Source organism: Micromonospora yasonensis (genome assembly GCF_026013475.1).
GTDB classification, from domain to species: Bacteria; Actinomycetota; Actinomycetes; order Mycobacteriales; family Micromonosporaceae; genus Micromonospora; species Micromonospora yasonensis.
On the sequence record NZ_JAPDPH010000014.1, the window covers coordinates 1 to 19,715 of the forward strand.

The following is a 19,715-nucleotide window of genomic DNA, read 5'->3' on the forward strand; positions in this document are numbered from 1 at the left end:
GCTCCCCCCCCCCGGCCGGGGGGGAGCGGCTGCCCGGCCCGGCCGGCCGCCCGCTGGTGGCGGGGCCGCCTCACCGGGAGCGCGCGATGACCCCGCCGATGGTGCAGTGCCGGTCCCTGCGTAAGAGCTTCGGCCGGCTGGAGGTGCTGCGCGGCATCGACCTGACCATCGAACGCGGCCGGGTGGTCTGCGTGGTCGGCCCGTCCGGCTCCGGCAAGTCGACCCTGTTGCGGTGCCTCAACCATCTCGAGGAACCGCAGGCGGGCCGGGTCTACGTCGACGGCGAACTGATCGGGTACGAGGAGCGCGGCGGCCGGCTGCGTCCGCTGCCGGACGCGCGGCTGCGCCGCCAGCGCGAGTCGATCGGCATGGTCTTCCAGCGCTTCCACCTGTTCCCGCACCGCACCGCCCTGGAGAACGTGATGGAGGGCCTGGTCGCGGTGAAGGGCGTCCCGACGGCCGATGCTCGCCGGCGCGCCGCCGGCCTGCTCGACCGGGTCGGTCTCGCCGACCGCGCCCACCACTACCCGGCACAGCTGTCCGGCGGCCAGCAGCAGCGGGTCGCCATCGCCCGCTCGCTGGCCATGTCGCCGAAGCTGATGCTCTTCGACGAGCCGACCTCGGCCCTCGACCCGGAACTGGTCGGCGAGGTGCTGGAGGTGATGAAGGACCTCGCGGCCAGCGGCATGACCATGATCGTGGTGACCCACGAGATGGGCTTCGCCCGCGAGGTCGGCGACCACCTCGTCTTCATGGACGAGGGCCTGATCGTCGAACAGGGGCCGCCCCGCGAGGTGCTTGCCGCGCCGCGGCACGACCGTACCCGAGCCTTCCTGTCCAAGGTGCTCTGATGGCGCGGCTCGACCTGCTGATCACCGGCGGCGACGTGATCGACGGCACCGGCTCGCCGGCGCGCCCCGGCGACGTGGGCGTCCGCGAGGGGCGGATCGTGCTGCTGCCACCGGGCAGCGGCACTCCGGCCGTCGACGTCGTCGACGCGACCGGGCTGGTCGTCGCGCCCGGCTTCATCGACGTGCACACCCACTCCGATCTGCTCGCCGGCGACGACGAGCAGCGGGAGGTGCTGCGGCAGGCGCCGCTGCGCCAGGGCGTCACCACCGAGATCTGCGGCAACTGCGGAATCAGCCCCTTCCCGATCCCGGCCGATCGCGCCGGGCCGGTGCGGGAGCTGATCGCCGCGACCTTCGGCCCACCCGCGTCCGCGTACGCGTCGTTCGCCGAGTTCGCCGACGCGCAGGGCGTGGCCCGCCGTAACCACCTCGCCGCCCTCGTCGGCCACGGCACGCTGCGCGCCGCGGTGGTCGGCTTCGCCCAGCGCGCGGCCACCGCCGCGGAGATCCGGCAGATGTGCCACCTGCTCGACGAGGCGCTCGCCGCGGGCGCGGCCGGCCTGTCCACCGGGCTGATCTACTCCCCGGGCGTCAACGCCAGCACCGACGAGGTCATCGCGCTGGCCCGGGTGGCGGCCGCGCACGGCAAGCCGTACGTGACCCACCTGCGCGACGAGATGTCCCAGGTCGAATCCGCGCTCGAGGAGGCCATCGGGATCGCCGGCGCGGCCGGGGCGGCGCTGCAGGTCTCCCACCACAAGACGGCAGGCCGGCGCGCCTGGGGCGCCACCGTGCGCACCCTCGCCCGAATCGACCGGGCGCGCGCCGACGGGCTCGACGTCACCTGCGACGTCTATCCGTACACCGCCGGCAGCACGGCCCTGCACGCGATGCTGCCGCCGTGGGTGATCGCCGACGGGGTGCCGGCGATGCTCACCGCCATCGCCGAACCGGCGGTCCGCGACCGGATCCGCCACGACCTGGTCGCCGGCGTGCCCGGCTGGGAGAACACCGTCGGTAACGGCGGCTGGGACCTGATCCGCGTCGCGTCCGCCCCGAACCACCCCGACGCACAGGGCCACACCATCGCCGACCTGGCCGCCGCGCGCCGCGTCGACCCGGTCGACTACGCCTGCGACCTGCTCGCCGCCGAACACGGCGACGTCACCATCCTCAGCCACTCCATGCACGAGGACGACGTACGCCGGGTGCTGGCCAGCCCGCTGACCATGCTCTGCTCGGACGGCGTACCGAAGGGGGGCCGACCACACCCGCGGTGGGCGGGCAGCTTCGCTCGGGTGCTCGGCCACTATGTTCGGGACGTGGGACTGCTGGATCTGGCGGAGGCGGTGCACAAGATGACGGCGATGCCCGCCCGCCGCTTCGGCCTGCGAGACCGGGGCCTGCTCGCCGACGGGTACACCGCGGACCTGGTGGTCCTCGACCCGCGGCGGGTCGCCGACGGCGCCACGTACGACGATCCGCTGGCGCCGCCGCACGGCGTGCGGTGCGTGACGGTCAGCGGCCGGGTCGTGGTGGACCGCGGTACGGTCACCGACGCGCGGCCCGGCCGGGTGCTGGCCGTGCCGGGGCGGCGATGAGCGCGCCGCGCGGTGGCCCGGCCGTGCGGGTCGGGGCGATGGTGCGGCGGCTGGACGACGGCCGCACCCTCTCGACCGACCCCGACCTGGTCCTGCCGGTGGCCAGCGTCGGCAAGGTGCTGCTCCTCGGCGAGGTGGCCCGCCGCCTCGCCGACGCGACGCTCGCCCCGGACCGGCCGGTCGAGCTGCTCGACGCGGACCGGGAGGTCGGCGGCACCGGGCTGATCGGCCGACTCTCGCCCCGGCGGTGGACGGTCGCCGACCTGGCCACCGCGGTCGCCGCGGTCAGCGACAACGCCGCCACCAACGCCCTGCTGCGGCTGGTGACCCTGGACGCCGTGCAGGAACTGGCCCGCCGCGTCGGGCTGCGGGACACCACCGTGCACGACCGGATCCGCGCCGAGCGCGGCCCCGGCGTGCCGGAGACCTTCGCCACCGGGACCGCCCGCGAACTCTGCGCCTTCCTCGCCGAGGTGGCGAGCGGGGCCTGGCAGAGCCGGCAGGCGTGCCAGCTGCTGCGTGACTGGCTCGCCGGGAACACCGACCGCACGATGGTCGCCGACTCGGTCGGCCACGACCCCTGGTCGGGCGACGGCGTCCAGGTGGAGAACAAGACCGGCACCGACACCGGGGTACGCGCCGACACCGGCATCGTGTCCGGCCGGCACACCGTCGTCTACGCCGTGATCGCCGCGTTCCCGCCCGGCGCCGAGCGGGCCGCCGTGGCCGAGCTGCGGCGCTGGGGCACGGCGGTCGACCGGCTCGCCGGAACCCACCGTTCCGACAGCTCCTGACTGAGCGTCGCCGCCGCGTCGGTCAGCCGCTCGACGAACCTGCCGACCACCGGATTGGAGTTGCCGGGGCGCAGCGCCACGCCGATGTCCCGGTGCAGCTTGGCGTGGGCGAGCTGGCGCACCGCCACCGCGCCGGGGTTGCGCAGGCCGAGCGACGGCACCAGCGCCACCCCGACCCCGGCCCGTACCAGGCCCAGCACCACCTCGTAGTGGTCACTGCGGCAGCGGATCCGCGGCGAAAAGCCCTCCGCTCGCGCCGCCAGCTCCAGCACCGACACCTCGCCCTGCACGCCGAGGGTGGTGATCCACGGCTCGGCAGCAAGGTCTGCGAGCCGTAGCCGGCGCCGGCGGGCGAGCGGATGGTCGGCCGGCAGCACCACCAGCTGTGGATCCACCATCAGCGGCTCGACCGTCGCGTACGGCGACTCCCGCGCCGGGCTCAGCGGATGGTCGAACACCACCACCAGGTCCAGCTCACCCTGGTGGAGGCGGGGCAGCAGCTCGTCCGGCTGCCCGAGGATCAGCGCCAGCTCGACCTGCGGATGGTCCCGGGTGAAGCTCGACAGCGCGCGCGGCAGCAACTCCGTGCCGGCGGTGGCGAAGAACCCGATCCGCAGCAGCCCCCGGCGGCCCTCGCCGTGTGCGGACAGCTCGTCGCGGGCCGCCGACATCAGATCGACGATCTGCTGGGCGTAGTCCGCCAGGCGCTGGCCGGCGACCGTGAGCCGCAGACTGCGCGGCCCCCGGTCCACCAGCGCCACCCCGGCCTCCTGCTCCAAGGTGGCGAGCTGATGGGAGACCGCGGACGGCGTCAGCTGCAGCCGCTCCGCGGCGGCGACGATGGTGCCGTGGCGGGCGATCTCCAGGATGACCTGCAGGCGTGCGGTGTTGAACATCGGCGGGCTGCCTTCCCTGCTCAGAGGCGGTGCGGTCAGCCGTCGACCGCCACCCGACCCACACTCTCGCATACCGGCCGGGCTGCTCCGCGCCGACCGCGAACGGTCCCGGGTGGCCCTGCCAAGTAGTCGCCGGCAACTTGTTCGATTGAAGGAAACTTCCGCCGGACCTCTTGCGTCTGCAAGTACTTGCCGCCCACAGTCTGCGCACCACCGGCCTTCGATGCCCGTCGATGTGCCCCTTGGTGGGCAGCTGAGGAGGAAGCATGGCATCCGTCGTCCCTCGCAGGAACCGCCTCGTCACGCTCGCGATCGCCGTTCTCGCCGGCCTGGCCCCGGCCGTGCTGTGGGCGCTGCCCGCGCAGGCGGCCGCCCCGCTCTACACCGCCCTGGGTGACTCGTACGCCTCGGGCGTCGGCACCCGCACGTACTACTCCGACGGCACCAGCTGCTACCGCTCGCCGTACGCGTACCCGGTCCTCGACGCGAATCAGCTCGGCGCCAGCCTCACGTTCGCGGCCTGCTCCGGCGCGAGGGTCGCCGATGTCTCCAACAACCAGCTCGGCAGCCTCAGCTCCTCGACCAACTACGTCACGCTCACCGTCGGCGGTAACGACGCCGGCTTCTCCAGTGTCATCACCCAGTGCGCCAAGCCCTGGCCGTACACCTGCTGGGGTGACATCGACAACGCCAACAACTACATCCGCAACACTCTGCCCGGCACCCTGGACGCGCTCTACAACAAGATCCGCTCACGCGCCCCGTACGCCCGGGTGGTGATCGTCGGATATCCGCGCCTGTTCAACGAGAGCGACTGCCAGTCGCTGGCCCGGATCAGCCCGGGGGAGCAGGCGGCGCTGAACGACACCGCCGATCTGCTCAACGAGACCATCAAGGCCCGGGCGGTCGCGCACTCGTTCCGGTTCGTGGACCCGCGAACCGCGTTCACCGGGCACGCCGTCTGCGACTCCGTCGAATGGCTCAACGGCCTGTCGGATCCGATCATGGAGTCGTACCACCCGAACCGCACGGGCCAGTCGGCCGGCTATGCCCCGCTGGTCAAGAGCGCCCTGTCCGCAACCGCGGCGACGGCCGCCGGCAAGGCGTAGCGATGCCGACGGGTACCGGCCGGTGGGCGTGCCCGGCCGGTACCCCTGCACATCTATTAATGTCCATCGATCTATGGTAGAAATTTCACGGGCCGGCCTCCGCTTCGCAAACATCTGCCCCACCGCGAATCAGGAGATGCCATGTCAACGACCCGTAGCGCCTTGCGCCGCCGCATGCTCACCCTGCTCCTAGCCGGCGTCGCGGCGATCGTCACCGCCCTCGGCTTCAGCACGCCGGCCTTCGCGATCAGCCACTCCAGCGCCACCTCCCAGTTGCGCGCCGCCGGGATCACCTGGAGTTCCACCGGCAACTGCAGCGACCGCTACAACTCGACCTGCACCTCGTTCGAGGGCATCCGGCAGTCCACCATCGACGGCATCATCACCTTCAAGCGGGCCAACGGCTGCGCCATCAACATCACCGGGGGCACCGAGATCGGGCACGCCAGCGGAACGTACAGCCACTGGAACGGCTACAAGGTGGACATCAGCAAGAACACCTGCGTCTACAACTGGATCACCAGTGCCTACACCTACAACGGCTACATATCTGGTTGGGGTTACCAGTGGCGGGCCCCGTCGGGCAACCTCTACACCGATGAGGGCAGCCACTGGGACATCCTCTACTACACCTGTGGTTGCTGACGCCTGATCGGCGTCGCGTGTACCGGCCAAAGCGCCGGTAGAGCGGCAAACGCCCTGGTGGGGGACGCTGTCCCGCGCCAGGGCGTCTTGCTGTCCGGGGGTGGGCGGACGTGGCTGGGTCCCGGGCGCCGAGGTGAAAATTGCTGACCATGGATGGCCCCGACCTGGAAAATATTGACAGCCGTGGGTTGAAGGGGATAAGCCTTCCATTGAAGACCGTGTGTGTGACGCGGTGCGGTGAGCGGGTGAGGGGAGTGGGCGATGTCAAGAGCGCAACGATGGCTGGCGGTCGCGGTGGTGTCCTGCCTCGTGCTGCTGGGAGTCCCCGCGTCGGCCTGGTCGGCGCCGCCGGACCGGGTGTCCGCCGCGATCGCCGCCGCCGCGAAGCGCTTCGAGGTGCCGGCAGCGCTGCTCACGGCGATCTGCTACCTCGAGGGCCGGTTCGGTGATCACGGCGGCGCGCCGAGTGTCGACGGCGGATACGGCTGCATGCACCTGGTCCGTAACGACCACGGGGACAGCCTCGACCGGGCGGCTCGGCTGCTCGACATGCCCGTGGTGCGGGTGCAGACCGACCTGGCGGTCAACATCGCCGGCGGTGCCGCGGTGCTGCGTGACGAGGCGCGCCGGCAGGGGCTCGCGCCGCGCGGGCTCGCCGACTGGTACGCCCCGCTCGCGGCATACAGCCAGGCGCGCACCCGCGGTGTGGCCACCGGTTACGCGGACGCTGTCTACCAGTTGCTGGCCAGCGGCGTGAGCGGCCGGGCGCAGAGCGGCGAGATGATCCGGCTGGCCCCGGTGAACGTACGGCCGGACCGATCGGCGATCGCGCGGCTGCCGCAGGTCGCCGCGCTGCCGGCCGGCTGCACCACCGACACCAACGTGGACTACCCCGGCGCGGTCAACTGCATCGTGCCGACGAGCTACGACTGCAACACGTCCAGCCCGTGCACCTACGCCGGCGCCAACCGGCCCACCGACCTGCCGATCAGGTTCGTCACCGTGCACGACATCGAGGGGACCGCGACCGACGCGATCAACGTCTTCTGGGACCGGAACAGCCAGGTCAGCATGCAGTACATCGTCGACACCGACGGCACGGTGTACCAGACGCTGCGCGAGAAGGACATCCCTTACCAGGCGGGCAACTACTGGTACAACGAGCGGGCCGTCGGCATCGAACACACCGGCTACGACGCCACCGGCTACCAGTGGTACAACGCCACCGAGTACCTCGGCTCCGCCAAACTCGTCGCGTACCTGCTGACCAAGTACGGCATACCGCTGGACCACGACCACGTGATGAGCCACGGCACGACGCCCTCGCCCACCCTCGGCTCGTCGCCCAACCACGTCGACCCCGGACCGTACTGGTTGTGGAACTACTACCTCGGCCTGATCAACCAGCAGGGTGTGCCGTTCCCGAGTGGCACCAGCCCGGCCGGGGTGTTCACCCTGAAGCCGGCCAGTGACCAGCAGCCGCTCGGGCCCAACGGCACCGAGACACAGGACAACTTCAACTTCTTCTACCTCTACACCGGGCCGTCCACGGCGTACCCGAAGGTGCCGCGCAAGGGCAGCGCCACCGACATCACCGACGTGACCGACAACGTCGAGCCGGCCGTCAGCTACTACTCGTCGCAGCACGTCACCGACCCGGCCGGCTCCGGCAACGAGATGTACCAGATCTGGTACGGCGAGACGACGTCCTCGACGAGCTACTCGGCGACCGGCACGCAGGCCTGGCTGGCCGTGCCCCCGGGCGCGGCGGTCCCGGGCCGTGGCTCGGTGGTCACGCTCGACACGACCAAGGGCAAGGCGGTCAGCGTCTACGGCCGGCCCACCGCGTCGCGCAGCTACGTCATCGGCGACTCACCGAAGGGATCGCAGTACGTCGCGCCGTACACCACGGTGGAGGCCGGCGTCCTGTGGTACTGCATCAACTTTAACCACCGCCAGGCCTGGGTGCCGGCGAGCAGCGTCACCGCGGTCCAGACCGGCTGAGCAGAGCACCGGCAGGAGCCCCAAGAGAGGTGACGGGGAAGGGGTTGGCGCAGGGCCGGGCTGTCGGGATTCCGGGCCCTGCGCCGGCCGACCTCGGTCAGCGAAGAGCGGCTGTTCCGGCGGCGGCGTACTGCTCGTCGAGGTCGCCGGAGGGCGCGCCGCCGACGCCGATGGCCCCGACGACCAGACCGTCGACGGTCACCGGCACGCCCCCGGCGAGAAACAACGTTCCGGGGATGTCGCGCAGCGTGGCCCCCTGGCCGGTCACCCGGCCGGCGAGCGCGGAGGTCGGCTGGCCGAAGGAGGCGGCCGTGAACGCCTTGCGCTTGGCGGACTCGGCCGTCTGCGGGCCCGCGCCGTCGCCCTTGAGCTGGACCTGGACGTCGCCCGACCGGTCGAGCACCACGACGGTGACCCGGTGGCCGCCCTTCTCGGCAGCCTTGAGCGTCGCCTCGGCCGCGCGCAGCGCCGCGTCGATGTCGAGCGACGGGTTGGCGACGACGTCGCTGCGGGCGGCGGTCGCGCCGGCGCTGGGCGCGACTGCGGACTCGGCGGCGTTGGCGTTGATGGTGACGCCGGTGACGGTGGCCACACCCACGGCGCCGGCGACCAGGCCGAGCGTGGCGCGGCGGCGGACGTTGATCATCCCAGTGCTCCTCTTGTTTTGACGTTCGAGTCGAGGTGACGTCCCCAGCCTGGCCCTGACCCCCGGGGCGGGCATGGCCCGGTGGATCCAACCGGAATACATCAGATGGTTGATTCACCCCCCCACAGACCTGCCGTACGCTGGGCATTCGTCAAGATCAGATCGGGTGCGTGCGGGGAGGTGCGGTGATGCGGGAGGACCGGCTGCGCGCGGTGATGCGGTGGGGCTTTCTGCTCCTGCTGGCCGCCTCCGCGTCCCGCTACGTGGCGTACCACGGTGGCGGAGCCGCAACCATCGGCGTGCTGGCGCTGGCCGGAGTGCTGCTGGCCGCGTACACGGTGAACGAACTGGGGCGGTTCGCACCGCGCGCCCGCTTTGCCGCGGTGATCGTGGCGTTCCTCGCGCTGGTGCTCGTCGCGCCGAGCTTCGCCTGGTGCGCGATCCCGCTGTTCTTCCTGGGCCTGCGCCAGCTCCCACAACCCGCGGTCTGGCCGCTGGTGGGGCTGTTGACCGCCGCGGTCGTGATCGCGCAGATCCGGCTGGCCGACCGGTTCGACCCCAGCCTGCTGCTCGGGCCGGTAGGCATCGCCGCCATCACCACCATGGTCTTCCTCGAACTCGATCGGCAGAACCGGGCCCGGAAACGCGCGCTCGACGACCTGCTGGCCACTCGGGACGAACTGAATCGCAGCCAGCACGAGGCCGGTGCGCTGGCGGAACGCGCCCGGCTGTCCCGGGAGATCCACGACACCCTCGCTCAAGGTCTGTCGAGCATGAACCTGCTGCTCCAAGCGGCCGACCAGGAATGGGACACCGAGCCCGGGCGGGCACGCGGGCACGTACGGCAGGCCGCGGCGACCGCCCGGGAGAACCTGGCCGAGGCGCGCCGTTTCGTCCGTGGGCTGGCCTCGCCGGCGCTCGACAACGCCTCGTTGACCGACGCCCTGCAGCGGTTGTGCGCCGCGACCGAGCGCGACACCGGCACGCCCGTCCGATTCACCGTGGCGGGCACGGTCGTGCCGCTCGGCGTCGACAACGAGATCGCCCTGCTACGGGTCGCCCAGAGCGCACTGGCCAACGTCCGCCACCACGCACACGCGCACCGGACCGCGGTGACGCTGACCTACGGCGATGAGGAGGTGATGCTCGACGTGTACGACGACGGGACCGGGTTCGACCCAGCGGTCACCAGCGGGTTCGGGCTCGCCGGAATCCGCGAACGGATCACGCACCTCGGCGGCACGGTCACCATCGAGAGCGCCAGCGGTGAGGGCACCGCGCTCGCCGTGAGTCTGCCGCTGCGGGAGGCGCGATGACCACGCCGCTGCGGCTGATCCTGGTCGACGACCATCCGGTGGTCCGCGCCGGCCTCCGCGCGCTGCTCGGCGGGCGGCCGGACCTGGCCGTGGTGGGCGAGGTGGCCACGGCCGACGACGCCGTCCGACAGGCTGCCGCCCTGCGCCCCGACGTGGTGCTGATGGACCTGCAACTCGGCGACGGAGTGGACGGGGTCGCGGCCACCGAGCAGTTGCTCGCCCTGCCGGAACCGCCGCGCGTCCTGGTGTTGACCACGTACGACACCGAGGAGGACATCATGCGCGCGATCGAGGCCGGCGCGATCGGATACCTGCTCAAGGACTGTCCACCGGACGAACTCTTCCGGGCCGTGCGCGCCGCCGCCGCCGGCCAGACCGTCCTCTCCCCGCCGGTCGCCGCCCGGCTGATGGACCGGATGCGCGGCCCACGTCCCACCCTCAGCACCCGCGAGGTGGAGATCCTCACCCTGCTCGCCCGCGGCCACGGCAACAAGGAGATCAGCCGGCGGCTGTTCATCAGCGAGGCCACCGTCAAGACCCACCTGGTCCACATCTACGCCAAGCTCGGTGTCGACTCCCGTACCGCGGCGGTGCACGCCGCCGTCGAACGGAAGCTGATCCGGCTGTGAAGCGCCGAGCCCTGCTCACCATCACCCTCGCCGTGGCCGCCGCCGGCTGCACCCGGCCCGACACGGCACGACCCCGGGAGGACCGCATGACCACCACCGCCGACCAGGCTCTGCTCGCCGCAGCGAGCGCCGGCGACCCGGCAGGAGTACGCGCCGCACTGGCCGCCGGCGCCGACCGGGAGGCGCGCGACGCGCGGCAGCGTACGGCCCTGTTGCTGGCCGCCGCGAACGACCACGTCGAGGCCGCCCGCGTGCTCGTCGACGCCGGCGCGGACCCGAACGCGCTCGACGACCAGCACGACACCCCCTGGCTGGTGACGGGCGTGACCGGCAGCGTGGCGATGCTCGAGGCCCTGCTGCCCGCGAGGCCGGACCTCACCATCGTGAACCGGTACGGCGGAGTCTCGATCATCCCGGCGAGCGAGCGTGGCCATGTCGCCTACGTCAGGCGCGTCGTCGCTACCGGCATCGATGTCAACCACGTCAACAGGCTCGGGTGGACGGCCCTGCTGGAGTGCGTCATCCTCGGCGACGGAACGGAGCCGTACCAGCAGATCGCGGAGATCCTGGTGACCGCCGGCGCGGACGTCCACCTGCCCGACAAGGACGGCGTCGGCGCCCTGCAACACGCCCGTGACCGCGGATACCACCAGATCGTCGAGGTCCTGTCCCGCTGAGTCCCTCCTGGCCGAGCGGAGCCGCCAGATTTTGTCAGCGCTCGCTATTGAAATTCGGCATCCGGGGGTCCAGGATGGCGGTTGACGGCGACGATCATTGGCAGAATTGGACGATGCGGCGTGCGACCCGCACACCGCGCCCGGAGGTGGCAGACGTGAGCATCACAGCGTCCCCGCGTCACGTCGACCAGCGACCCGTGCTCGACCTGGTCGCCGCGGAACAGGCCGCCGCCCGGTTCCTGGCCGCGCTCGACATCGACCTGGACTCGGAGAGCCTGCGCGAGACACCTCGCCGGATGGCCCGGGCGTACGCCGAACTGCTCACCGCGCGCCCGTTCGACCTGACCACCTTCCCCAACGACGAGGGCTACGACGAACTGGTGCTGGCCCGGGCCATCCCGATCCGGTCGGTGTGCGAACACCACCTGCTGCCGTTCGTCGGTGTCGCGCACATCGGCTACCTGCCGGGTGACCACATTCTCGGCCTGTCCAAGCTCGCCCGCGTGGTGGAGCTCTTCGCCCACGGCCCGCAAGTGCAGGAGCGGTTGACCAAGCAGGTCGCCGACTGGCTGGCCCTCGAACTGGCGCCCAAGGGCGTGGGCGTGGTCATCGAGGCGGAGCACCTGTGCATGACGTTGCGCGGCGTACGGGCAGCCGGTGCCACCACCGTGACGTCCACCCTGCTCGGCACCCTGCGGGACGACCCCCGGTCCAGGGCCGAGTTCTTCTCCCTCACCGGCGCCCACTGAACCGAACTGGAGAGCGGCATGGGAAGCAACCCCACCTTCGTCATCGTCGGCGCCGGCCTCGCCGGTGCCAAGGCCGCCCAGACGCTCCGCGAGGAGGGTTTCGCCGGCCGCGTGGTCCTGCTCGGCGCCGAGCCCGAGCGGCCCTACGAGCGGCCGCCGCTGTCCAAGGGCCTGCTGCTCGGGACCACGCCGCCGGCCGACGTGTACGTGCACGACGCCGGCTGGTACGCCGCGCACGACGTCGAGCTGCGGACCGCGACCCGGGTGACCGCCATCGACCGCGATCGCCGCCAGGTCGTCCTCGACGGTGGCGAACAACTCGGATACGACAAACTGCTGCTGACCACCGGCTCCACGCCCCGCCGCCTGGACATCCCCGGCGCCGACCTGGACGGCGTGCGGTATCTGCGCACGCTGGCGGACTCGGCCCGGATCGCCGAGGCCCTCACGGACAGCACCCGCCTCGTCGTGATCGGCGCCGGCTGGATCGGCCTGGAGATCGCGGCGGCCGCCCGCCAGCGCGGTGCCGCGGTGACCGTGGTGGAGATCGCCGACCTGCCGTTGCAGCGGGTTCTCGGCGACGAGGTCGCCGGGGTCTTCGCGGACCTGCACCGGGGCCACGACGTGACCTTCCGCTTCGGTGTCGGGGTCCGGCAGATCCGCGGCACCGGGCAGGTCTCCGCCGTGCTGCTGACCGACGGCACCGAGCTGGCCGCGGACACCGTCGTGGTGGGCGTGGGCATCCGGCCCGACACGCAACTGGCCGAGGCGGCGGGCCTGAAGGTGGACGACGGGATCGTCGCCGACGCCCGGCTGCGCACCTCCGACCGGCACATCTACGCCGCCGGCGACGTGGCCAACGCCCACCACCCGCTGTTCGACCGGCCCGTCCGCGTGGAGCACTGGGCGAACGCGCTCAACGGCGGCCCCGCCGCCGCGCGGTCCATGCTGGGGCAGCAGGTCGAGTACGCCCGGCTGCCGTACTTCTTCTCCGATCAGTACGACCTGGGCATGGAGTACTCGGGGTGGGTGGCCCCGCACGGCTACGACCGGGTGGTGTTCCGCGGCGATCCGACCGTGGTGGACGGCAAGGCGCCGGAGTTCCTGGCGTTCTGGGTCAAGGACGGGCGGGTGCTGGCCGGGATGAACGCGAACGTCTGGGACGTGACCGACCAGATCCAGGCCTTGGTGCGCGCGGGTCACCGGGGCAGGGCGGTCGACCTGGACCGGCTCGCCGATCCGCGGGTGCCGTTGGGTGACCTGCTCGCCTAGCGGAGACGACGCGCCAGGTCAGGCCGGACGGATCTGCACGCAGCAGACGCCGGGACCGGGGGCCAGCCGCGCCTGGAGGTCCGCCCGGCCGAGCCCGGTGAGCACGCCGGCGATGAAGGCTTCGTTCAGTCCGCACACCAGCTCGGTCTGCTGGGCGGCGAGCGCGTGGAAGGGGCAGTTCCGCAGCCGGATCAGCTCCTCGCCGTCGGCCGGTTCGAAGCCGAGCTCGGCCAGCACCGCTACCACCGGCCGGCTCGCGGCGACCTGACGGCCGATCGCCGCGCCGCGCTCCGCAGCGAGCCGGAGCGCCGCCGACCGGGCATCCGTGGGCTCCTCGGCGACGGCCTGGGCCAGGATCTCGCCGATCAGCTCGTAGCGGCGCTCGGGGATGGTCAGCGTGATGCAGCCGGGCGTCGCCTCGTACACCTTCGGTGTTCGGCCCCGGCCGCGCGGCTGGTCGGCCGGTGCCTCGTACCGCGCCTGTAGCAGCCCGGCGTCGACCAGCTTGTCGAGGTGGAACGCCGCCAGATTGCGGGAGATCAGCTGCGCCTCGGCGGCTTCGTCCCGGGTCACCGGGTGGTCCTGGCTGCGGACGTAGTCGTACAGGGCCCGTCGTACCTGGTCAACGAGGGCGGTCACCGCCTGCCAGGGGGGCGTTGCCATGCGCACAACTTTATCACCAGCAGATCTTGTTGAAATTTCCGTTGACGTGGTGTGTGACGGCGGGCCGATTCGGCGGTTCGGCCGTGCGGAACCGCTGGTACGCGGGAGAGTCGACGCAGAGCCGCGGGTGCCGAAGGAGGACTCGTGCGACCGACCCACCGCCGGTTGGCGGCGCTTCTCGCGATCGCCGCGGCGGTCCCGATGGCCGAGGTCCTCGCGCTGGTGCTGATCGGGTTTGTCACCGCAGAAGGCCTGGCCCCGCAGGCCACGGCGGTCTGGCCGTACGACTCCTACCACGACATGCGCTGGCTGCTGGTCTACCACAACTCGTGGCTGATGTTCGGCTTCGGCCTGGTGGGCCTGATCGCGCTGCGGGCCGCGCTGTCCGCGGCACTGGTCAGCCTGTCCTGGCCGGCGCCCCGGCCGTCGTACCGTTCGTTGCTGCTGCGCAACCTCGGCGTGGCGGCGCTCAGCGCGGTGATCGTCCTGCCCTTCGCCGCGTACTCGATCGCGGCGTCGGCGGTGTCGCTGTCCTGGTTCCTGTTCGCCGCGGTCGTCCCGATGACGTTCGCTGCTCGACGGGGCGCCCTTCTACCGCTACCAGGCGCTGTGCCCGCTTCCGGGGGTACGGGTGGTCGCCTTCCTCCCCACGGTGACCGCGGCCGAGGCCCCACCGGGCCAGCCGATCACGATTCCGGTGGCCGAGGTGCCGGCCTTCCACGGCGGCATCATCGGCCGGGAGTCCGCCTACCACGAGTTGATCAACTTCCTTGCCGGCGGGAACATCACTCACACCCGTTCCGAGTACGGCCTGCTCCAGCGGCTGGGGGAAGCCTGGCATGCGCCCGCCCTGGCGATCCAGCTGAACCCGGTGTGGCGGGCCGCCGCGGCACCCGGTCGGCCCTTCACGCCGAAGCGCTTCTGCGGGCCGATCAAACGGCCCTGACGGGAGCACGTCGGCGGGGAGATCAGAGGTGGGTGATCACGTCCTTGCCGTACGCGGAGAGGGTCTTCTCCTTGTCGTCGTGCATGAGATAGAGGGCGAAGTTGTCCACCCCGATCTCCTTGAGCTCCTGTAGCCGGTCGACGTGGGCCGACTCGGGGCCGACGAGACAGAACCGGTCGACGATCTCATCGGGCACGAAGGAGGTGGACGGGTTGCCGGCACGGCCGTGATGCGCGTAGTCGTAGCCCTCGCGGCCCTTGATGTAGTCGGTGAGCGCCTTCGGTACAGCCCCGGAGTCGCCGTACCGGGCGACCAGATCGGCGACGTGGTTGCCGACCATGCCACCGAACCAGCGCAGCTGATCGCGCTGGTGCGCGAGGTTGGTGCCGACGTAGGCGGGTGCGGCCACGCACATCGTGATCGAGCCGGGATCTCGGCCTGCGGCGGTGGCCGCCTCGCGTACCGAGCCGACCGTCCAGCGGGCGATCTCGGGGTCGGCCGTCTGCAGGATGAAGCCGTCGGCCTGCTCGCCGACCAGCCGCAACGCCTTCGGGCCGTACGCGGCCATCCAGACTTCCAGCCGGCCGTCCCGCACCCACGGGATGCGCACCGGCGTGCCGTGGTGTTCGACCTCGTTGCCTTCGGCCAGCTGCTTGATCACGTGCATGGCCTGTCTCAGCGTGGCCAGGCTCGCCGGCGGCTGGCCGATGACTCGCCGGGCCGAGTCGCCGCGGCCGATCCCGCACACGGTGCGGTTGCCGAACATCTCGTTGAGCGTGGCGAACAGCGACGCGGTGACCGACCAGTCGCGGGTGCTCGGGTTGGTCACCATCGGTCCGACGATCAGGTGCTTGGTCGCGGCGAGGACCTGCGAGTAGATGACGAACGGCTCCTGCCACAGCACACAGGAGTCGAACGTCCATCCGTAGCGGAACCCGTTGTCCTCGGCCGCGGTGAGGCCCGCCACGACGTCGCGAGCGGGCGGGTCGGTCTGCAGTACCACACCGAAGTCCACGGCTTCTCCTTGTCAGACCAGGTATTGGCAGAGGTCGCGCTTCAGGAACCGGCCGTGCCCTGCCGCGCCGTGGAAGGTGTTGTCGTCGACGACGACCCGACCGCGGGACAGCACGGTGCTGACCTTCCCGGTGAGCTCCATGCCCTCGTACGCGGAATAGTCCACGTTCATGTGATGGGTGCCGGCGGAGATGGTCTGGCGAGCCGTCGGGTCGTACACGGTGATGTCCGCGTCCGCGCCCGGGGCGATGACGCCCTTGCGCGGGTAGAGGCCGAACATCCGGGCGGGCGTGGTGGAGCTGATCTCCACCCAGCGCGGCAGGGTGATCTCGCCGCGCACGACGCCCTGGTAGAGCAGGTCCATCCGGTGCTCGACGCCCGGCATCCCGTTCGGGATCTTGGAGAAGTCGCCCCGGCCCAGCTCCTTCTGGTCCTTGAAGCAGAAGGGGCAGTGGTCGGTGGACACCAACGACAGGTCGTTGGTGCGCAGGCCCCGCCACAGTTGGGCCTGGTGCTCCTTCGGGCGCAGCGGGGGAGAGGCGACGTACTTCGCGCCCTCGAAGTCGGGCCGGGCCAGGTCCTCCAGGGACAGGAACAGGTACTGCGGGCAGGTTTCGGCGAACACGTTCTGGCCCGTGTCGCGGGCCTGGGTGACCGCGTCGAGGGCGTGCGCGGCGGACAGGTGCACGATGTACAGCGGTGAGCCGGTGACCTTCGCGAGGGTGATCGCCCGCGAGGTGGCCTCCCCCTCCAGCTCGGCCGGCCGGGTGAGCCCGTGCTGCACCGGGTCGACGCGCCCGCTGGCCAGCGCCTCGGCGATGAGCTGGTCGATGGCGATGCCGTTCTCCGCGTGCATCAGGATCATCGACCCGGTGTCCCGGGCCTTCTGCATGGCCCGCAGGATCTCGCCGTCGGTGGCGTAGAAGACTCCCGGATAGGCCATGAACATCTTGAAGGTGTTCACGCCCGCGTCGATGCACGACTCCATTTCCTTCAGGGACGTGTCGTTGACGTCCGACACGATCATGTGGAACCCGTAGTCGACGGCGCAGTTGCCGTCGGCCTTGCCGTGCCACTTGTCCAGCGCCGACAGCAACGACGTTCCCTTGGCCTGCACCGCGAAGTCGATGATGGTGGTCGTGCCGCCCCAGGCCGCCGCGATCGTTCCGGTTTCGAAGGTGTCCGCCGAGAACGTGCCACCGAACGGCATCTCCATGTGGGTGTGGCCGTCGATGCCACCCGGCACCACGTACTTTCCGGCGGCGTCGATCACCCGCTCGGCGCCGGACGCCCACTGGTGAGCCAGACCGGAATCCGCCGCGGCGAGCGCGGCGATCCGCTCGCCCTCCACGAGTACGTCGGCCGGGTACGCCCCGGTCGCGTTGACCACTGTTCCGTTACGGATGACGATGCTCACGGCGTCACCAGCGATTCGTAGGTTTCCGGGCGGCGGTCGCGGTAGAACGCCCACAGGTCACGGACCTCGGCCAGCTTGTCCATGTCGAGGTCGCGGACGACGATCTCCTCCTCGGTGTCCGATGCCGCCTCACCGACCAACTGGCCACGCGGGTCGACGAAGTAGGACTGGCCGTAGAAGTCGTTGTCGCCCAGCGGCTCCACCCCGACCCTATTGATGGTGCCGACGTAGTACTCGTTGGCCACGGCGGCCGCCGGCTGCTCCAACCGCCAGAGGTACTCCGACAGGCCCCGGCTGGTGGCGGAGGGGTTGAACACGATCTTCGCGCCGGCCAGCCCCAGTGCCCGCCAGCCCTCCGGGAAGTGCCGCTCGTAGCAGATGTAGACGCCGATGCGGCCCACGGCGGTGTCGAACACCGGATAGCCGAGGTTCCCGGGCCGGAAGTAGAACTTCTCCCAGAACCCCTTCACCTGCGGGATGTGGTTCTTGCGATGCTTGCCGAGGTAGGTGCCGTCGGCGTCGATCACCGCCGCGGTGTTGTAGTAGACGCCTGGCTGCTCCTGCTCGTACATCGGCACGATCAGGACCACCCCGTGCTGCTCGGCGACCTCCCGCATCAGCGCCGTCGTGGGCCCGTCCGGGATCGCCTCCGTGTACGAGTAGTAGTCCGCGTCCTGGACCTGGCAGAAGTACGGGCCGTAGAACAGCTCCTGCAGGCAGACGACCTGCGCGCCCTGCGAGGCGGCGCGGCGGATCGCGTCGACCGCGTTCGCGATCATGGACTCCTTGTCACCGGTCCATTTCTGCTGCACCAGCCCGGCTCGGATGATGTTGCTCATCAATTCTCCTTTGGGTGGCTGGCGCGCGGCATGGTCAGCGCCAGGTAGACAAGGAAGGCGCCGATGAGACCGGCGGCCCAGCTGTAGTCGTAGAGCGGCTTGAGGAAGGGGATGAGCCCGTCGGACGGGAACGGCCCCTTGCCGGGCGCGGAGTAGGCGCCACCGACCGCGAGGAGCGCGCCGACGAGGGTCGCGGCGATGGCGGTCCAGTTCCAGCCGCCGGCGAACCAGTACCTGCCCTCGGGGCGGTAGAGGGCGGACAGCCGCAGGCGGGTGCGGCTGCGGACCCAGTACCCGGCGATGAGGACGCCGGCGACCGCGCCGAGCAGGCCTCCGTAGAACCCGAGCCAGACGAAGATGTAGATGTTGGGGTCCTGCACCAGGCGCCACGGCTGGATCAGGATGCCGAGCACGCCGGTGATCAGACCTCCGGTCCGGAAGCTGACCAGCCGGGGCGCGGCGTTGGAGAAGTCGTATGCCGGGCTGACGGTGTTCGCCGCGACGTTCACCGACAGCGTGGCGACCACGACCGTGAACAGGCCGAGCGCGACGACCAGCGGGTTCTCGAACTTCGCCGCCAGCTGGATGGGATCCCAGATCGCCTCGCCGTAGATGACGGCCGTGCCCGAGGTGATCATGATCGACAGGATGGCGAAGAACGACATCGTGGTCGGCAGGCCGAGGATCTGGCCGTACGCCTGCTGGCGCTGGCTGCCGCCGAACCGGGTGAAGTCGGGGATGTTCAGCGACAGGGTCGCCCAGAACGCGACCATCGCCATCAGCGACGGCGCGAACAGCTTCCAGAAGCCGGCGCCCCAGCCCAGCTTCGACGGCTCGGACAGGATCGGGCCGAGCCCGCCCGCCTCGACCAGCACCCAGATCAGCAGGGCGACGGCGATCACGATGACGAACGGCGCGGCCCAGTTCTCGAAGCGCCGCAGGGTGTCCATGCCCCGCCAGATGATCGCCATCTCGATCGCCCAGAACAGGAAGAACGAGGCCCACAGCGTCCACGGGTGGTCCATGACCGTCGCCGCGTCGACCCACCAGGAGCCCAGCAGCTTGCCGGCGATCGCGTAGATGGCCTCGCCGCCGATCCAGGTCTGGATGCCGAACCAGCCGCACGCGATGAAGGCGCGCAACAGGGCCGCGAGGTTGGCGCCACGAACCCCGTAGAACGCCCGGGCGAAGACCGGGAACGGGATCCCGTACTTCGTGCCCGCGTGGCTGTTCAACAGCATCGGGATCAGGACGAGCAGGTTGCCCAGCGTGATCGTGAGGAACGCCTGCACCCAGTTCATGCCGAGCTGGATCAGCCCGGCGGCGAGCAGATAGCTGGGGATGTTGTGCGCCATGCCGATCCACAGCGCCGCGAAGTTGTAGGTGCTCCAGGTGCGCTTCTCGATGGGCACCGGAGCGAGCTCGTGGTTGAAGTACCGGCTGTCGCTGATCGTGGAAAAGTCACGCAACTCGATCCGGCCGTCCGGATGGGTGATCTGGGCACCCGGGTCGGCCGCTCTGGTCTCGGTGGGAGGGAGGGGTTCAACAGCCATCGCTCACCTCACTGTCACGCTGCCGCAACACTGGCCGATCGGCCGAATTGGGTGCCGCGGGCGGGGGCGGATCAGCACGATCTTTATCTCGGAA

At 70.8% G+C, this 19,715-nt stretch carries 19 protein-coding genes; 12 read left to right on the plus strand and 7 right to left on the minus strand.

The features are described 5' to 3' along the window. Positions 1-86: 86 nt before the first annotated feature. From ONA70_RS05325 to ONA70_RS05335, 3 genes are read left to right on the plus strand one after another with little or no spacing between them, the layout of a single operon-like run. Positions 87-851, plus strand: coding sequence for an amino acid ABC transporter ATP-binding protein (locus ONA70_RS05325; protein WP_319956153.1), 765 nt, complete (start codon positions 87-89; stop codon positions 849-851). Next, positions 851-2,452 (plus strand): N-acyl-D-amino-acid deacylase family protein, encoded by a 1,602-nt coding sequence (locus ONA70_RS05330; RefSeq protein ID WP_265005200.1) that lies wholly within the window; start codon positions 851-853, stop codon positions 2,450-2,452. The genes ONA70_RS05325 and ONA70_RS05330 overlap by 1 nt, the downstream gene beginning before the upstream one ends. Further along, positions 2,449-3,246: a serine hydrolase gene (locus ONA70_RS05335; RefSeq protein ID WP_265005201.1), complete on the plus strand. Its 798-nt coding sequence runs from the start codon at positions 2,449-2,451 to the stop codon at positions 3,244-3,246. Before ONA70_RS05330 ends, ONA70_RS05335 begins: the two co-directional genes overlap by 4 nt. Here the strand turns inward: ONA70_RS05335 and ONA70_RS05340 are convergent. Beyond that, positions 3,129-4,142, minus strand: coding sequence for a LysR family transcriptional regulator (locus ONA70_RS05340; RefSeq protein ID WP_265005202.1), 1,014 nt, complete (start codon positions 4,140-4,142; stop codon positions 3,129-3,131). The genes ONA70_RS05335 and ONA70_RS05340 overlap by 118 nt on opposite strands. A 266-nt stretch (positions 4,143-4,408) precedes the next feature. Here ONA70_RS05340 and ONA70_RS05345 point away from each other — a divergent pair, with 266 nt between their 5' ends. The 3 genes from ONA70_RS05345 (at position 4,409) to ONA70_RS05355 (ending at position 7,900) form a co-directional block, all read left to right on the plus strand. Then, positions 4,409-5,251, plus strand: a complete 843-nt coding sequence (locus tag ONA70_RS05345) for an SGNH/GDSL hydrolase family protein (protein WP_265005203.1) — start codon at positions 4,409-4,411, stop codon at positions 5,249-5,251. A gap of 141 nt (positions 5,252-5,392) precedes the next feature. Beyond that, positions 5,393-5,896, plus strand: coding sequence for a hypothetical protein (locus ONA70_RS05350; protein ID WP_265005204.1), 504 nt, complete (start codon positions 5,393-5,395; stop codon positions 5,894-5,896). A gap of 261 nt (positions 5,897-6,157) precedes the next feature. Next, a complete protein-coding gene (locus tag ONA70_RS05355) occupies positions 6,158-7,900 on the plus strand; it encodes an N-acetylmuramoyl-L-alanine amidase (RefSeq protein WP_265005205.1) in 1,743 nt (580 codons plus the stop codon). Positions 7,901-7,997: 97 nt separating this feature from the next. Here ONA70_RS05355 and ONA70_RS05360 read toward each other — a convergent pair whose 3' ends face one another. Continuing rightward, positions 7,998-8,546: a GlcG/HbpS family heme-binding protein gene (locus ONA70_RS05360; RefSeq protein WP_265005206.1), complete on the minus strand. Its 549-nt coding sequence runs from the start codon at positions 8,544-8,546 to the stop codon at positions 7,998-8,000. A 188-nt stretch (positions 8,547-8,734) separates the two neighbouring features. Here ONA70_RS05360 and ONA70_RS05365 point away from each other — a divergent pair, with 188 nt between their 5' ends. From ONA70_RS05365 to ONA70_RS05385, 5 genes are all read left to right on the plus strand, one after another. After that, positions 8,735-9,862, plus strand: coding sequence for a sensor histidine kinase (locus ONA70_RS05365; RefSeq protein ID WP_265005207.1), 1,128 nt, complete (start codon positions 8,735-8,737; stop codon positions 9,860-9,862). After that, a complete protein-coding gene (locus ONA70_RS05370) occupies positions 9,859-10,491 on the plus strand; it encodes a response regulator (RefSeq protein ID WP_265005208.1) in 633 nt (210 codons plus the stop codon). Before ONA70_RS05365 ends, ONA70_RS05370 begins: the two co-directional genes overlap by 4 nt. Further along, positions 10,488-11,168 (plus strand): ankyrin repeat domain-containing protein, encoded by a 681-nt coding sequence (locus ONA70_RS05375; RefSeq protein WP_265005209.1) that lies wholly within the window; start codon positions 10,488-10,490, stop codon positions 11,166-11,168. Before ONA70_RS05370 ends, ONA70_RS05375 begins: the two co-directional genes overlap by 4 nt. A gap of 155 nt (positions 11,169-11,323) precedes the next feature. Next, positions 11,324-11,917, plus strand: a complete 594-nt coding sequence (gene folE / locus ONA70_RS05380) for a GTP cyclohydrolase I FolE (RefSeq protein WP_406601147.1) — start codon at positions 11,324-11,326, stop codon at positions 11,915-11,917. Between the two features lie 18 nt (positions 11,918-11,935). Continuing rightward, a complete protein-coding gene (locus ONA70_RS05385; protein ID WP_265005210.1) occupies positions 11,936-13,189 on the plus strand; it encodes an NAD(P)/FAD-dependent oxidoreductase in 1,254 nt (417 codons plus the stop codon). 18 nt (positions 13,190-13,207) lie between these two features. On the opposite strand, the gene ONA70_RS05390 is transcribed toward ONA70_RS05385, so the two are convergent. Continuing rightward, entirely contained in the window at positions 13,208-13,852 is a 645-nt protein-coding gene (locus ONA70_RS05390; RefSeq protein ID WP_265005211.1) for a helix-turn-helix transcriptional regulator, read from the minus strand. Between the two features lie 652 nt (positions 13,853-14,504). On the opposite strand from ONA70_RS05390, the gene ONA70_RS05395 reads away from it, so the two are divergent. Further along, positions 14,505-14,798 carry a hypothetical protein gene (locus ONA70_RS05395; protein ID WP_265005212.1) on the plus strand — a complete coding sequence of 98 codons (294 nt, stop codon included), beginning with the start codon at positions 14,505-14,507 and terminating at the stop codon, positions 14,796-14,798. A 22-nt stretch (positions 14,799-14,820) separates the two neighbouring features. Here ONA70_RS05395 and ONA70_RS05400 read toward each other — a convergent pair whose 3' ends face one another. Genes ONA70_RS05400 through ONA70_RS05415 form a run of 4 tightly spaced genes read right to left on the minus strand, consistent with a single transcriptional unit; the run spans position 14,821 to position 19,621 of the window. After that, positions 14,821-15,813 (minus strand): TIGR03842 family LLM class F420-dependent oxidoreductase, encoded by a 993-nt coding sequence (locus ONA70_RS05400; protein ID WP_265005213.1) that lies wholly within the window; start codon positions 15,811-15,813, stop codon positions 14,821-14,823. Between the two features lie 12 nt (positions 15,814-15,825). Then, complete coding sequence (hydA, locus tag ONA70_RS05405) at positions 15,826-17,229, minus strand: dihydropyrimidinase (RefSeq protein WP_265005214.1); 1,404 nt, start codon at positions 17,227-17,229, stop codon at positions 15,826-15,828. Further along, positions 17,226-18,068 carry a nitrilase-related carbon-nitrogen hydrolase gene (locus ONA70_RS05410; protein WP_265005215.1) on the minus strand — a complete coding sequence of 281 codons (843 nt, stop codon included), beginning with the start codon at positions 18,066-18,068 and terminating at the stop codon, positions 17,226-17,228. Before ONA70_RS05410 ends, hydA begins: the two co-directional genes overlap by 4 nt. Then, positions 18,068-19,621, minus strand: coding sequence for an NCS1 family nucleobase:cation symporter-1 (locus ONA70_RS05415; protein WP_265005216.1), 1,554 nt, complete (start codon positions 19,619-19,621; stop codon positions 18,068-18,070). Before ONA70_RS05415 ends, ONA70_RS05410 begins: the two co-directional genes overlap by 1 nt. Positions 19,622-19,715 lie beyond the last annotated feature (94 nt).